Below are 14276 nucleotides of genomic sequence, written 5' to 3' on the forward strand. Positions count from 1 at the left end.
TGTGCACACACGTTCTTTTCGGCCATTTGTCTCGCTGCCATTGTCATCTTTTATATTTAATGAGTCCTGAACCTAGTTTCACACAGAACCTTGTGGGCGGCTCCATAGGGTATGACTGACTGATTTCAAAGACAGGCCAATCCAGATGGATTGCCGGTATGCAGATCCGGAGCGCTCATGCAGATCAGGACGTCAACGGCCGCTGGGGCGGTTATGGCGATCTCGACAGTATTGGCGGCGGCCTGTACGCCACATGGCTGCACGATGACGGCTGGTATATGGATACTGTTGCGACTGTCGACTGGTACAATCATGAGATACGTACCACCATGCAGGACGGCACACGGGTACATGACGACCGTTCTTCCTACGGACTCGGACTTTCCCTTGAAGCCGGACGCCGTATTGATTTTGCCTTCAGCAATGAAGGGCGGGACCACTGGTTTGTGGAACCACAGCTCCAGCTTTCCTATTTCTGGGTAAAGGGCGGAGACTTCACAGCCAGCAACGGCATGAGCATCGAACAGGATGACATGGATTCCCTGACCGGACGTGCCGGATTTGTTCTCGGGAAGAAGTTGTCCCTGGATGATGAAGGGACATGTTACATTCAGCCCTATGTGAAGGCTGGTCTGAATTATGAATTTCTGGGAGATCAGGAAGCTCACTTCAACCATGTCCGCATGACTTCCGAACTGGAGGGAACACGAGGGTATTACGGCGCGGGCGTTGACTGGCAGGCTACGGATACTCTTCGCTTCTACATACAGGCGGAACGTGAGCACGGCGAACATTTCGAGCGTGAATATAACGTATCAGCAGGGCTTAAGTGGCAATTCTGATGCATAAAAGGCGGGCATGGCGTCCATAAGCGCCATGCCCGCTTCCTGACCGGGGTACGGAAGTCCCGGGAAGGATACAGGACGATTCTTTTCTTGTCCGTATCTCCTGGGAGGGATACATACGCGATTCTCGCGGAAGACGATGGAAGCTGCGACATTTTCGCGGCTTCTTTCGTTCCCGCGAGGATCAGGCCGGAGAACTGGCATGTCCTCATTTTTCACCGGGCGCTGCGCAACGCCCCTTTTTCCGTCGTGAATCTTCCCCGCGCCACGGTTTCTCTCCACAGGAAAAACAAAGGGCCTTCCCGCTGCGGAAGACACGGAAAGTGGTTACTCTTTCTTTTTCCAGTCCGGCGGGGATACGGCGTCCATGCAGACAAGAAAGACTTCCCATGGAAAGGATGCTTCTTGGTATTCTCGGCGCAGCTCTCCATAAAAGCAGCGTCCGTCCGGACTCATGACGGCATGCGACACGGGACGTTCAAAGGGAACGGCAAGGCCCGCCGCCTTCAGATAGTCGACGAGACGCACCGGATCAGGAACCGTTCTCCCCGGAAGGCGGAAATCCTCGTTCCATATCCAGACCTCGTTGTTCTTCGAGTACAGAACGGTCCTTCCATCGTCGCTGATGTCCATTCCCCACGGGCCGCCATTGCCGTAACTGTCATCAATGGGAATCCCGTTGCCCTTGTCGTTCAGGCGCACGATCACGTCGAGCTGATATCTGGAGCGGGGATGATTCATCCATTCTCCGTCGTTATCCTTGGATTTCAGGGTAACATAACAGGCAAAAAAGCTTGCATCGAAGTTCGGGACACAAAAGTACGTCTCCTTGACAAGCCAGTCACGATGCATGGGGCTGTCGGGCGCTTCCTTTCCCAGAAAGGATTCGGGGATGAGTCCGTGCTGCGAACGGATGCCCGTCATGATCCTGCTTTTCCCCCAGCGGAACAGGGGATTTTTCGGGTCTCCCGCCCGGACCAGATTCTTTTCCTGCACGGGCAGATCCGAAAGCGGCACCGCTCCGCCAAAGGTCAGCTCACGTTTCTTCCCGGTCTGAAGATCAAGAATGTAGGTGGAAGAGGCCCGGCGCAGCAGAGCCTTCTTCCCGTCGCGGCTCAGGACTCTCGTGGGCAGAAACTGCGGATCCTCGAATCCCGGAATTTCCTTGAATGAGGTGCGATCCCGCATCTGGAACCAGAGCGACCGGTGATCGAGATTTCCCTGACTTCTGGCAGCCTTTCCCTCCGGGGTTTCGGCAAAGCGTGCCTGCTCCTCCCAGGGAGCATCCGCCGCAGGAGCTCCGGGGATCGGCTCCTTGCCATAGCCCAGCGCAACCCGGCCATCGGCCGAAAGCCCGTACCACTCCACATCCACAATGTCATGTTTGATCATGTCGCGGAGTTCCCCGTCACGCTTCCACAGAAAGCCCGGACGCGTCCATTCCACGCTTCCGTCAAGAGGATACTTGTCGCGGTTGATCGTTATGAACCCCGCCATGGTCCGGCCGTCGTCGCTCAGGAAGTTTCCCATGCCGTAATATTTCTCCGGAGGAACAAGAAGGATCATGCGGGAACCACGGCTCCAGACAAAGGGTTTGCTGTCCAGAATACCGGTAATGGCACGACAGCCCGGAGCAATGGCCAGAATCCGTCCGTGTTCACCGAGAAGCGGCGCCATGTCCATGACAAAGCCCGTCTTCGCGGCAACGCTTGCCCCGTCCGTTCCAGATCTGCCGGAACTCTGACTGTTCATGGGAACCTCCCCTGCAGGCAGACTGCCGCCTCGGCCACAGCACGCCGTCTCCGGAAAAAGGGCAAGCAGCCCCAGCAGCATCGGAAGGACATGCCGTAACCACCATCTGTCACAAGAAAAAAGCATCACTATCCCCTCTCTGCCCGCGTTTGTCTTCTTAACTCTGTATTCGGATCGGAGAAAACGGTCAATCGCTCCCTCTGCGACACGCGGTACCGAAAGCCGTACATCAGACAGAAGGCAGCGCATCAGCTCTCCCGTCAGCCGCAGCGCTGTTTTCCGCCGTCTTCCGGGGGGGGGAAAAGTGTGGTCGCCCGGTCCCGGACAGGCCAGCCGCCCCTTCATTGCGAAGTCAGCCGCCGACCTTTCATCCGGAGAGCAGCTGTGTGCCGCTTTCACGCCGTCAGCGGCGGTTCAAATCCGCCTGAGGGCGCCACAAAGAACATATGCGGCAGGAACGCTCTTCGTTATTGAGAAGGCCTTTCCTGCCGTTTCACGTTTAAAAGTCTTTCGTGTCATGAGGTGGACTTTCAGGCGTTTTTTTATCCTGCAGGAGAAAAGCCCCGACGGCGGACGTGTGCTTGCATGTCTGCTGTCGGGGCTTTTATTTTCGGTCGAAAATCGAAATACGGGAACACTCTTGTCTGTTGCCGCTCAGGAGAACTGAGCACGTCCGGCAAGGAAATGCCCTGATGCGGCTTTGAAGCAGCGTATCCGGTTCAGGCTGGAAGAAGAGGGGAACAGCGAAGCGCCGAAGAAGCAAATAAGGGAAAGAGACTGGCCTGCTTCATACATCCTGCCCTTTACGTTGCCTTTTAACAATTTATTTTTGTCGTTAATATGAGTTGTTCTTCCGTTTTGGAGAAAAATATCAAAAATTCAGGGAAACGACAGTTTCACTTGGAAAGTATCCAGAAAATTCTCACAGGACAGAAAAGATGGTCTTACATACATTTTGCACAGGAATACAAAAATAAACAGAAAAGCAAAAAGGGGGAGCACATTTAAGACTTAAATCTTCGAAGTTTTTTCTGTAAGATATGCCTGAGGTGAGCACATGGATATGTCTTCAAAAGCCAGGGAACTTAATCTGTCTGAACAGCAGGTGGAAGCTCTCCGCCCTTTTGCTCACTATATCTGGTGGAAGGACATTGAGCATACCATGCAGCGGCCGGATCTTCTTATTGGTCAGGTGATGAATATCGGAAAATATGAAGATGTTTGCCGTTTAATAGATATTGTAGGAAAGAAAGTGCTTTTTCAGGTGTTGCAGAACGCTGATCCCGGTCAGTTCAGCCTGCCGTCCTGGACGTACTGGCATTATCGCCTTTCAGATATTGCCCCGGAGCAGGTTCCACCCTTGCCCAAAAGAAGGTTTGTATGACGATATTTACTCCCCACATCGGGATTCTTCCTTCTTCTCAACAGGAAATATGGCCTGAGCTTTCTCCGATCACACAGATGGGATTTGTGCTTTATGGTGGAACGGCCATAGCTCTTCAACTGGCGCACAGGTTTTCGATAGATTTTGATTTTTTTTCAAGCCGCCCATTCCATAATGAAGACATTTTTCATGTATTGCCCTTCCTCAAAGGCGCGGCAATCGAACAGAATGGTATCAATACCCTTTCCGTTCGGATGCAGAATAATGTAAGAATATCCTTTTTCGGGGAAATTTCGTTCGGGCGTGTTGGTGAACCTCTGGTCTGCGCGGAAACAGGGCTGCAGGTAGCCTCTCTTGATGATTTGATGGCCTTGAAATTGAAGGTGCTGTTTGATCGTTGTGCCTGCAAGGATTACATGGATATCTCTGCCATGATTCAGGCTGGTGTCAGCGTGGCGAAAGGGCTGTCGTCGGCAAGGGAGATGTTCGGCCCGGAATTTCAGCCTATGATTGCACTTAAAGCCATGACCTGCTTTGAGGGGGGAGATTTAAATGAACTTGGCAAAAAGGATAGAACACGATTGATAACGGCCTCAAGAAAGGTTGGTGTTGTTCCTCCGAGCAGGATTATTTCCTATGAACTTTGTTCTTCCGGTATCTGACAACAGATTGATGATGATATTGGAAGGTATCAAACAAACATCAAGGCATGAAAAAAGAACGTCTCCGGACAGACCGGAGATGACAGACTGCAGCTGAAGCCGGTTCGGTTTGCGGGCTGAGGAGCGCCTGGGCACGGAGGCGTGCACATCGGCGACCTCTTTGTCTGGAAACAGGGGGCATGGCGTTCTGTCATGATGGAGGATTGTCCCGGAAGCTCCCCGGCAACGCGAAGATCAAAGTCTTCCTGCTCTCATCAACGGGCAGTTGTTCAGCAGTCGGTATACCCCCCCTTATCATGCTGACAGTTTACGGCGTTTTTAATAATTCTGCGGATAAGTAATACCCATGACATAGCCTTTGCGGATATGGCGTCTTATTCTGGAGAAGATCTGCGCCGAACTTGGCACTATCAAGGGAGGATCTTCGGGAAATTCCTTGCTTTTCATACATCGGTATTCTCTGAAATATTTTTCCGGAGAAGGGGATCTGCGTGCTCCCGGTCGTCCTTACTTCGTGCCAGTGGGGGAAAACGGCGATATCTGCATCTATGAAAGGCAGTCATCTGCCCACAGTAGAGCAGCCGCAGGCCGTCTCCAGCGCAGGAGGGAGGATGCAGCGATGCAGGCCTGGCCGCAGGCTGGCCTGATGAGAGCTGCTGTACCGGCGAAGCCTTCGGGAACGGTCTGACTGCCTGCGAGGTCATGCGCTGCCCCGGTACAAGTATGCCGTCTGCATGTCAGCCCCTTACGGCACCATGAAGGAAGCGTTTCGTTAAGCACGTTTTTTATGTCGGAAGATACGACCTGCGCCGTGGGCGGAGTTGTTCCGGCCGGAATTGAAAGGAGACTTCCCGGCAGAGGGGCAGGGGAGCGTTGTCCCTCTGCCGAAAAAGAAAGTCCTATGCCTGTTCTGCGAAACTGCTAAGAAAAACATACAGTTACGCAAAGAAATATTCCGCGGGGACGAAAGTCCGGCATGTTGTGGAGTGAGGCTCTGTTTCTTCGTTTCCTGCGAGGCGGGGTTTGCTTCCTTACGCCGTTTTTTGATGTTCCTTACAGGAAAGTATCCGCCTTGCCGTGTCCCGTGTTCCGGCCATGAGCCTGCGCTGCCGGGGGAGGAGAGCGGCTTTTCGCCGTACGGGGAATGATGTACGGTACTGTGGTGCCATACGGCGCTTCACACGCTCAAGACGGAAAGGAGGCATTATGCTGCGTTGGGAGACCCCGAGGCTTGTGCTCAGAACCTTTGAAGAGAAGGATGCTCCGGCACTGCTGGCCCTGTTTCACCGGCCGCAGGTACATTGTTTCCGGGAGGAGCGGCTGGAAGACTTCGGCGAGGCCCTTGCCGGGGTCCGCCGAAAAAGCCGTGAGCGGGAAGGCACGCAGCTTGCCGTATGTCTGAAGGAAAGCGACGGCATGATCGGCAACGTGTTTTCCCGGCAGGAAGGGCCGGATACCTGGTCCGTGGGCTGGGCCTTCGACAGGCGCTTTCAGGGCCGGGGCTATGCCGGAGAGGCCGCCCGCGCCTATGTGGACTTTCTTTTTTCCTGTAAAGGGGCAAGGCGCATCTTTGCCTATGTGGAGGAGGACAACCTGCCTTCCCGCAGGCTGTGTGAACGGCTCGGCATGCGGCAGGAGGCGCGTTTTGAGGAGTTCATTTCCTTTGTAAAGGATGAACAGGGCAGGCCCGTCTATGAAAACACGCTGGTCTACGCCGTGCTGAAAAAGGAATGGAAGGCGGCCTCCTCATAAGGGCGCGCGTCGGAACAGGGCAGGGGCTTTTTGCGTAGCGGCAGGTTCTGTGCCCCTGTGAAGTGTTCCGCGCCTTCGGGAGGGCGTGCTCCGGCCGCCGGAAGGACAAAGGCTTCCCTTTCGGGAAGTCTTTTTTTTCGGTGCGGCGCTGTGATGCGCGGGAGCGTGTGCCGCAGACATGCAGCGCAAGGTGCCCCTCTGCCGGAAAGGACAAAAAAGGCGGGAGAGGTTTCCCTCTCCCGCCAGGGACGTTCACATAAGGAGCGGACTAAGCCCGCGCCGAATTAGAACTTGTACACGAACTGCAGAGCAACCTTCCAGGCGTCGTCGTAGGAAGAAGCACGACCCATCTGGGTGTTGTTGTCGAAGTCTTCGAACACATAGGCGGCTTCGAGGTAGGCGCTGAGGTTCTTGTAGATGTTGTAGGTGGTGCTGAAGTCAAGTTCGACCACGGAGTCTTCGGTGGTCATATACTTGTGAGGAGCAATGCCGAAGTCCATGTTGGCCTTGTCGTTGGTACCCTGAGCGTACATGACGGCGAATTCATGGGAGAGATCTTCGATGAAGGAGATGTTCTTCCAGGCCGCGCGGACGCCCCACACGCCCATACCGGTGTGGTTGTTCTGCAGGTTGTTGTCTTCAAGACCGGAGCCGTTGAAGAAGCCGTAGGAACCGGCGAAACGGCCGACCAGAGAAGGCATGTTTTCCTGATAGGCGTAGGTCACATCGCTGTCGTCACCGGAGCCGTAGAAGGCGAACAGTTCAGGAGTACCGTAAGCGGTCTTGTAGGACACGGAGGCGTCCACGAAGTAGCCGTGCTGGCTGGGAAGACCGGTGGTGCCCTTGAAGTCACGATCGCCGTACATGAAGCCGAGCTTCGCCTGGAAAGGATCGAAGTAGGTCATGGTGCCGGTGAAGCCGAGCCAGTAGGTGTTGTTTTCAATGGCACCCTTGTCGGCGCTCTTCACACCGTCGTGGAAGTAGATGTCGCTCAGGCCGGGCAGCAGAGCGTTGGCCGTGCCGTTTTCGGATTCGGCCATGGTATTGTCGCCCTGAGCAGCGAAGGCGAAGAAGGGCTGGAAGCGGAAGCCGTCGAAGTAGGTGAAGTCGGCAGCCAGAGTGAACACGTCAACGGCATTGGACAGATGCGTGTCGTAATTGTTGTCGGCACCGGTCCAGCGGCTGTAGCGGGCCCACCAGGCGGACAGGGACAGCCAGTCGGTCACAGGAGCGTCGATGGCGATGCCGTCGGCAGGATCAGACCACCACAGAGCGGGGTTCTTGCCGTTGGCGAGGCCGGGCAGGGCGAGGAGCTGACGACCCATACGAACCTTCACATCGGTCTGGGGGATGAGCCAGTCGATGTAGGCCTGACGGAGGTACATGTCGGGATGGCTGCCGAGACCATCGCGGCCATTTTCCGTTTCATCGGTACGGCCCCAGTCCCAGGTGCTGTGCGTCTGGATGTAGCCGGAGAGCTGTTCGGAAACGGAGAAGGTGGCACCGATGCGGACCAGCTGCATTTCCTTGTCGAACTTGCTGCTGTCGAAGTTGACACCAGCGCCCTGAGTGAACTGGAATTCATAGATACCGTCCATCTTCACATCAACGGCGGAAGCAGGAGCGGACGCGGCAAACACCATGCCGGCGGCCAGAAGAAGCGTAGTAAGCTTTTTCATTTTGTCATTCCTTTGAGAAATGTGGTTGAATGATGCGTTATGGAAAATCCCTCTTTTTCCATGAGCGCAGCTTAGAATTAAGTTGTGAATTAAGCAATAAAAAAATGTTAACAAAAAAATAATTTTCTCGTAAAAGTCCAAATTTTTTTATCTCTTTTTTTTCTTCCGGCGCACGGGCAGGGGGCAAAACGGCCCTTCCGCAGAGTACCGATGAGCGGAAAAATAAAACATAACCATAAGAAATAATTTATTATCGATATGTTTTTCAGCGTATGATCCCGTATGGCGGAATATTCGGCGAAAACGGAATCCTTGTATCCTTTGCCGGATCGGAGGCGGAAAAGGCGGGGGAGAGCCTGTGTGCAGGGGGAATTGTGCGTTGAAATTTTTTGCCGTCGCCGTGGTGCTCCGCGCTGTTCCCGGAGTTTCCGGCAGGGGAGGAGAGGCGCTGTTCCGGAGTGACGGTTCCTCTTTTAAGGAGAGGGGGAGGAAGGCGTGTGCCGGGAAAAGCGCTGCGGCCGGGGAGTCTTTTGCCCGCATGTTCCGGCAGGGCAGTGATTTTCCGGCCTGACAGAAGCAACTGATCTTCCGGGAGCGATTTCGTTCCGCCGGGCCGTGTGACGGGAACTTCCCCTCCGCCTGATTTTGCGGTAGCACAGGGCGCGGGAGCGGATGCCGCCGGAACGGTCTTTTCCGGCATGGTCCGCGCTCTTTTTCCGGAAGGGACGCCCGACAAGGTCCGGCGATTCCCCATGAAACGGTTTGCCACAAAGGAATCATGGTATGAGCAAAGAATACGATCCCAGGATGCATACGGCCGAACACGCCCTGAGCGGTGTGCTTATCCGCCGTTACGGCTGCCCGCGCTGCTTTTCCACGCACATCAATGCCAACAAGTCCAAGGTGGACTTTCACTTCCCCCACGATCTTTCCGCCGAAGAGGTGGAAAGCATTGTTGCCGAAGTGAACGAGGTGCTGGCCCGCGATCTGCCCGTCATTGCCCGTGACATGCCCCGTGAGGAGGCCGCAAAGCGCTTCAACCTTTCCCGCCTGCCGGAAAGCGCGGGCGATACGCTGCGCATCGTGTTCATAGGCGACCCGGAAGCTCCCGGCGGCGCTCTGGACGCCTGCCCCTGCATCGGGGAACACGTCGCCCATACGGCGGAATGCGGCACCTTTGTCTGGGTTTCCCATGAATGGAAGCCTGATGACGGCGGCGTGCTCCGCATACGCTTCAAACTCGGCAAATAATGCCCAAGGCGGCCTTCGGGCCGCTTTTTTTATGGTTCCGCCCCGGACGGAACCATCAGGGCCGCGGCGGCCGTTTCCCTGCGGAAAAAGCGCTGTTTCTTCCCTGTTCCCGGAAAAAAGGCGGCCTTTCTCCGGCATGCGCAACGGCTGTTGAGGGCAGGGATATCTTCCGGCACGGGGCGGCAGGGCCTTCTTGAACAAGGAGCCTGCGGCCGCACGCTTCCGGGCTGTTTTCCCCTGCGCATACGGGGTGAACAACACCGCAGCGAGTGCGTCGGTGCTTTCCGGGGTTTTTTCCCTGCGCATACGGGGTGAACTGCTGAAGGTAAAGAAGCGGCCGCCCATGAGGAGTTTTTTCCCTGCGCATACGGGGTGAACCGACTTCTATGAGCTTCAGCAGGTAGCCTTTCAGTTTTTTCCCTGCGCACACGGGGTGCACACCTGCCGTGCCCTGTCATAGGCATCGTTTCCTGCCTGCTGTATGGTTATGCTTAAAATAAAATATGATATATCAATATGTTATATGTAATCAGAAGAAAGTTTGAAAAAAGAGGGATTTTTTTGGGATTTAAGTTGACATTGAAATTCGTTTTCATTAGTGTGTTTTTCAACGGGGGATGAGAAAGCCGGAAGGCGACATCATCCCGCGGAGGCGCGTTTTTACGGCAGAGCCGTGCAGGTTTTGCCCGCGCAGGGCGCCTTCTGATCTTTGACAATGGCACAGGGTTCGCAAACGGCTGATTCAGGACAAAGCATATTGACCTCCCCCCCCCCAATGCCGCCTGACGGTGGCTTGACCCGGCTTCTGCCGGAGGCGTCAGGCGGCAGAATTTCCGCGAAGCGCCGCTTCGCACGATATTGGGATGCGACCGGGTCGCATTCCGTGCTGAGGTGTCAGCCTCAGTCTCCTGGTGCGGCGAGGGCCGTTCCCCATGGTGGGGAACGGCCCGAAAGACGCATCACATCATGCCCATAACAGCGTGGAGCGATCCGAGCGTTCCATGCCTCCATAAAGGGCGCTGTTTTCCACTGCGCTCATGCCGGAGTAATGTCTGGATGCTCCGGCAGAATTTCTCTGCCCTGCGGCAGGAGCACGGACATGCAGGTCCGTCTTCATATTCGCCATAGCCTTCCGGGAAAACAGGTATTCCCGAAGGGCTTCTCCTCCGCATTGCCGGTATGCGTGCCATGGCATGCCGGCAAAAATTTGCTCTGGAGCCTCACAGGTTCCAGTCTCCTCCCCCCCCCTGCCGGGCTTCTGACTCACAGCAGAAGTCCGGCCGAATTTCTGTCCTGCATCCACCCCGCATGGACGGGGTGAGTACTCCTGGTCGTGCACGGCGGAGAAAGACGGCATATCTCCGCCGTGCAAAAAAAACATGCGGACCCTTTATGCCTCCGGGAGAAGGGCGTTTTCGCATGGCACGGGGTCATGGGAAAACAGCTGCCCTATGGCCTTTCTCCCGGGGGTGTTCCCCGAAACGTCGTACCGTGCCGGGCGGCTTCCGGCCGCCGGCAAGGTTTCAAACCCTGAGGGAGTGTTTTTGATGAAGGTTCTCATTGTCTATGGTTCCACCACCGGCAATACTGCGGGCATTGCGGAAGCTCTCGGCGAACAGATAAAAGGCGCCGGTCATGAAGTGACGGTGCACAGCGCGGCCGACGTCACGGCCGAAGGCCTGTGCGAAGGATACGACGCCGTACTTTTCGGATGCTCCGCCTGGGGTACCGATGAAGTGGAACTGCAGGATGATTTTCAGACGCTGTTTGAGGATTTCGACGCCATCGGCGTTTCCGGAAAGAAGGCGGCCTGCTTTGCCAGCGGCGACAGCAGCTTTGAACATTTCTGCGGGGCCGTGGACGTGCTGGAAAACAGGCTCTCCGGTCTCGGCGCTTCCATCATGGAGGAAGGCCTCAAGGTGGAAGGCGATTATTCCGGAAGCCGGGAAGATGTTGACGACTGGGGCAGACGCATCCTTGCCCATCTGCAGGGCTGAGTCCCGGTTCGTACCGTTCTCCGGTGATTTGCCGCACAGGAAAGGCGGCCTCATCCGGAGGCGGTGAAGGGAGGCTGTTCTCCCCTGTCAGGGATGCCGGAAAGGACGGCCCTTCGTGCATGAGCGCGAAGGGCCTTTTTTTATGCCTTATGCCTGCAAGGGGGGGCGCCGGGGCGGATTTTTTCCACGGTTGCCCTTCGGGATTCTGTGCGGAAGGGCGCTTGGGAAAAGAAAGTCTCAGCCGGGCACCTTCCGGCTTTCTGGGGGAAGCTGGCCCCTGTTCAGCACGGGAAGAAGGCGCTTCATCACGGCCTTTTTCATAAGATCCGCGTCCAGGCTCAGGGAGGCGAACTGTTCCAGCGCCAGTATGGCCTGATGGATGAGCATGCCGAGCCCGTTTGCCGCGGGGTGGCCGCGCTTTTCCGCCTCTTCAAGGAGCCTTGTCTTCAGCGGGCGGTAGATGAGGTCGCACACCGGGGTGGAGGCGGGCAGGCGGTCGAGGAAGGAGAAGTCGTCAAACTGCGCCTGTACGCCCTGCATGCCGAGGGGCGTGCAGTTGATGAAAAGCCCGGCCTGCTGAAGAGCCTCTTCGCAGGCCGTTTCCGCAAGGCCGCACAGGCGGATGCGGGGGGAGCGGGCGGCAAGTTCTTCCGCCTTTTTCGGGGTGCGGCAGCATACGGTCACGTTTTCCGCGCCGGCGGCCGTCAGTTTGAGCACCACGGAACGGGCGGCTCCGCCTGCCCCGTACACCACCACGCGCCTGTTTCTGTGCTCCATGCCCGCATCGTGCAGGGCGCGCAGAAAACCCTCGCCGTCGGTATTGTGGCCGTGAAAGCGCCCTTCGCGTATGACCACCGTGTTCACGGAGCGGTACATGCGCGCGTCGTCGGAAAGGGTGTCCATGAGGGGCACGAGGTCGGTCTTGTGGGGCATGGTGGCGTTGAACCCGGCAAGGTTCAGCTCCGGCGCGGAGGGCAGCCATGCGGCCACGCTTCCGGCCTGCACAAGAATGCGTTCATAGGTGCAGGATATGCCGAGTTCGTCCAGCATGGCCTGCTGAATGATGGGGGAGAGGCTGTGTTCTATGGGGTCGCCGATGACGGCGAGCTTTTTCCCGTCCAGAAGGTGGCTCATGGCAGCTCCGTCAGTGAATGTTCGCGTTGCGCCGGTAATGGCGCAGGATGTGCAGAATGCGCCGTTTCATGCTCCTGGGCCCGCCGTTGTTGGGTATGGTCACATGGGCGTAGCGGCGGTAAAGGGGAAGGCGCGCCGCGTGGAGGCGGAAGAGCTTTTCCGCGTCGTCCTTCACGAGCGGCCGGTCACCCAGAGTGGTGGAGCGCAGAATGCGCGAGGGATGGCGGTCGATGAAGAAGACGATGCCGTTTTTCATGAGCGTTGCCATGTTTTCTTCGCGCAGAATCATGCCGCCGCCCGTGGAGATGATGACGCCCTCCTGTGCCGCCGCTTCTCTGGCGCAGGCCGATTCCAGATCACGGAAGAAGCCTTCCCCCTCCCCGGCGAAGATGTCGGAAATGGCGCGGCCCGTTTTTTCCACAATCATGGCGTCGGTGTCGAGAAGCTTCATGCGGAGCCTGCGGGAGAGGCGTCTGCCCAGGCTGGTCTTGCCGCAGCCGGAAAGGCCGATGAGCACGATGTTCTTCATGAAAGCACTCCCGGAACTTCGGAGAGCGCCAGAGCGCAGGCCGCTTCGATGACGGGCACGGCACGCGGAAGAATGCACGGATCGTGCCTTCCGGTAATGACGAGCTTTGCCGCCTCGCCGGTGCGCATGTCCACGGTGTCCTGTTCCCGGGCAATGGAGGGCGTGGGTTTGATCACCACGCTGAACACCACGGGCATGCCGTTGGAAATGCCGCCGTTGATGCCGCCGTTGTGATTGGTGCGGGTACGGATGCTTTCGCCGGGCACAAAGGCGTCGTTGGCCTCGCTGCCGCGCATGGAGGAAAAGCCGAAGCCGGAACCGAAGCTGAGCCCCTTGACCGCAGGCACGGCGAATACATGGCGGGCCACAGCGGTTTCGATGTTTTCATCCATGTCCGGGCTGCCCAGACCGGCGGGCAGGCCGAGGGCGAAGCATTCGATGACGCCGCCCACGGAATCGCCTTCGGCGCGCGCTTCAAGAATGGCCTTCTGCATGGCTTCGCCGCGCGCATCGTCGATGACGGCAAAGCTTTTCCTCCCCGCCGCGCGCAGGGCCTCCACATCGGGCCGGGCCAGGTCGAGGGGGGCATCCTCCACACCCGCCGTTTCTCTGATGCGGGCGAAGATTTCCATGCCCTTCTGCCTGAGGGCCAGCTTGGCCACGGCTCCGGCAAAGACGAGAGGCGCCGTGAGACGGCCGGAAAAATGCCCTCCGCCCCGGTAATCCTCAAAGCCGCCGTAGCGCAGGTGCGCGGTGAAATCCGCATGGCCGGGCCGGGCCAGATAGCGGGTGGCGGCGTAGTCGCGCGAGCGGGTGTCGGTGTTTTCAATGAGTCCGCACAGGGGCGTGCCGCAGGTTCTGTCCTCGAATACGCCGCTTACGATGCGCACCGCGTCCTTTTCACTGCGCGCCGTGGCCAGAGGCGAATTGCCGGGGGCGCGGCGCGCCATCTCGGCGCGGATGAATTCCATGTCCAGGGCAAGCCCGGAGGGAACGCCCTGCAGAACAACGCCTATGGCCGGGCCGTGGGATTCGCCGAACAGGCTGTATCTCATGACTTCATTCCTTTTTTCAGGCCCGCCCGGGCCGACTGGAGGGCCACCTTGCGGGCTTCCTCGTGGAGTTTTCTTTTTTCCTCGCCATCCTTCCACCACCACTGGGCCTTGTGCAGGATAAGATCCACGTCGCCTGCGGCGGCGAGGGAGAGCAGGTTGCGGTACTGGCGCACCATGGCCTGACTGTGGGGGTTGGCTTCAAAGAGCCAGGTGAACAGCGCGCCGTCCTCCATGAG

General features: G+C 57.2%; 11 protein-coding genes and 1 pseudogene. 6 read left to right on the forward strand and 6 right to left on the reverse strand.

Features of this window, described 5'->3' with window-relative positions:
• The first annotated feature begins 122 nt into the window (after window positions 1-122).
• A complete protein-coding gene (locus Q0K07_RS11275) occupies window positions 123-842 on the forward strand; it encodes an autotransporter outer membrane beta-barrel domain-containing protein (RefSeq protein ID WP_294559298.1) in 720 nt (239 codons plus the stop codon).
• A gap of 330 nt (window positions 843-1172) precedes the next feature.
• Here the strand turns inward: Q0K07_RS11275 and Q0K07_RS11280 are convergent, their stop codons facing one another.
• The gene (locus Q0K07_RS11280) at window positions 1173-2597 is read right to left on the reverse strand and encodes a hypothetical protein (protein ID WP_294559280.1); all 1425 of its coding nucleotides are present in this window, start codon (window positions 2595-2597) and stop codon (window positions 1173-1175) included.
• 1057 nt (window positions 2598-3654) lie between these two features.
• On the opposite strand from Q0K07_RS11280, the gene Q0K07_RS11285 reads away from it, so the two are divergent.
• The 3 genes from Q0K07_RS11285 to Q0K07_RS11295 all read left to right on the forward strand — a co-directional run bounded on the left by Q0K07_RS11285 (window position 3655) and on the right by Q0K07_RS11295 (window position 6395).
• The gene (locus Q0K07_RS11285; protein WP_294559282.1) at window positions 3655-3981 is read left to right on the forward strand and encodes a hypothetical protein; all 327 of its coding nucleotides are present in this window, start codon (window positions 3655-3657) and stop codon (window positions 3979-3981) included.
• On the forward strand, window positions 3978-4643 hold the full coding sequence (locus Q0K07_RS11290; protein ID WP_294559284.1) for a nucleotidyl transferase AbiEii/AbiGii toxin family protein: 666 nt from the start codon (window positions 3978-3980) through the stop codon (window positions 4641-4643). Before Q0K07_RS11285 ends, Q0K07_RS11290 begins: the two co-directional genes overlap by 4 nt.
• A gap of 1206 nt (window positions 4644-5849) precedes the next feature.
• A complete protein-coding gene (locus tag Q0K07_RS11295) occupies window positions 5850-6395 on the forward strand; it encodes a GNAT family N-acetyltransferase (protein WP_294559285.1) in 546 nt (181 codons plus the stop codon).
• Window positions 6396-6679: 284 nt separating this feature from the next.
• Here the strand turns inward: Q0K07_RS11295 and Q0K07_RS11300 are convergent, their stop codons facing one another.
• A complete protein-coding gene (locus Q0K07_RS11300) occupies window positions 6680-8074 on the reverse strand; it encodes an outer membrane homotrimeric porin (protein ID WP_294559287.1) in 1395 nt (464 codons plus the stop codon).
• 783 nt (window positions 8075-8857) lie between these two features.
• Here Q0K07_RS11300 and Q0K07_RS11305 point away from each other — a divergent pair.
• Together Q0K07_RS11305 and Q0K07_RS11310 are read left to right on the forward strand one after the other, a co-directional pair.
• Entirely contained in the window at window positions 8858-9325 is a 468-nt protein-coding gene (locus Q0K07_RS11305; RefSeq protein WP_294559288.1) for a hypothetical protein, read from the forward strand.
• Between the two features lie 1544 nt (window positions 9326-10869).
• Complete coding sequence (locus Q0K07_RS11310) at window positions 10870-11322, forward strand: flavodoxin (RefSeq protein WP_294559290.1); 453 nt, start codon at window positions 10870-10872, stop codon at window positions 11320-11322.
• Between the two features lie 237 nt (window positions 11323-11559).
• Here the strand turns inward: Q0K07_RS11310 and aroE are convergent, their stop codons facing one another.
• The 4 genes and pseudogenes from aroE to Q0K07_RS11330 all read right to left on the reverse strand — a co-directional run.
• Complete coding sequence (aroE, locus tag Q0K07_RS11315) at window positions 11560-12456, reverse strand: shikimate dehydrogenase (protein ID WP_294559292.1); 897 nt, start codon at window positions 12454-12456, stop codon at window positions 11560-11562.
• 10 nt (window positions 12457-12466) lie between these two features.
• Complete coding sequence (locus tag Q0K07_RS11320) at window positions 12467-12985, reverse strand: shikimate kinase (RefSeq protein ID WP_294559294.1); 519 nt, start codon at window positions 12983-12985, stop codon at window positions 12467-12469.
• On the reverse strand, window positions 12982-14040 hold the full coding sequence (gene aroC, locus Q0K07_RS11325; protein ID WP_294559296.1) for a chorismate synthase: 1059 nt from the start codon (window positions 14038-14040) through the stop codon (window positions 12982-12984). The genes Q0K07_RS11320 and aroC overlap by 4 nt, the downstream gene beginning before the upstream one ends.
• A pseudogene (locus tag Q0K07_RS11330) lies at window positions 14037-14276 on the reverse strand (hypothetical protein); the annotation flags it as partial. The gene aroC and the pseudogene Q0K07_RS11330, both read right to left, overlap by 4 nt.

Source organism: uncultured Mailhella sp., assembly GCF_944324615.1.
In the GTDB taxonomy this organism is placed as follows: Bacteria; Desulfobacterota; Desulfovibrionia; order Desulfovibrionales; family Desulfovibrionaceae; genus Mailhella.

What these genes read in the sequence shown, in the direction of transcription:
- Q0K07_RS11280 (WP_294559280.1), bottom strand. Translation starts at nt 2,597, where the DNA reads ATGAACAGTCAGAGTTCCGGCAGATCTGGAACGGACGGGGCAAGCGTT.
- Q0K07_RS11285 (WP_294559282.1), top strand. Translation starts at nt 3,655, where the DNA reads ATGGATATGTCTTCAAAAGCCAGGGAACTTAATCTGTCTGAACAGCAG.
- Q0K07_RS11290 (WP_294559284.1), top strand. Translation starts at nt 3,978, where the DNA reads ATGACGATATTTACTCCCCACATCGGGATTCTTCCTTCTTCTCAACAG.
- Q0K07_RS11295 (WP_294559285.1), top strand. Translation starts at nt 5,850, where the DNA reads ATGCTGCGTTGGGAGACCCCGAGGCTTGTGCTCAGAACCTTTGAAGAG.
- Q0K07_RS11300 (WP_294559287.1), bottom strand. Translation starts at nt 8,074, where the DNA reads ATGAAAAAGCTTACTACGCTTCTTCTGGCCGCCGGCATGGTGTTTGCC.
- Q0K07_RS11305 (WP_294559288.1), top strand. Translation starts at nt 8,858, where the DNA reads ATGAGCAAAGAATACGATCCCAGGATGCATACGGCCGAACACGCCCTG.
- aroE (WP_294559292.1), bottom strand. Translation starts at nt 12,456, where the DNA reads ATGAGCCACCTTCTGGACGGGAAAAAGCTCGCCGTCATCGGCGACCCC.
- Q0K07_RS11320 (WP_294559294.1), bottom strand. Translation starts at nt 12,985, where the DNA reads ATGAAGAACATCGTGCTCATCGGCCTTTCCGGCTGCGGCAAGACCAGC.
- aroC (WP_294559296.1), bottom strand. Translation starts at nt 14,040, where the DNA reads ATGAGATACAGCCTGTTCGGCGAATCCCACGGCCCGGCCATAGGCGTT.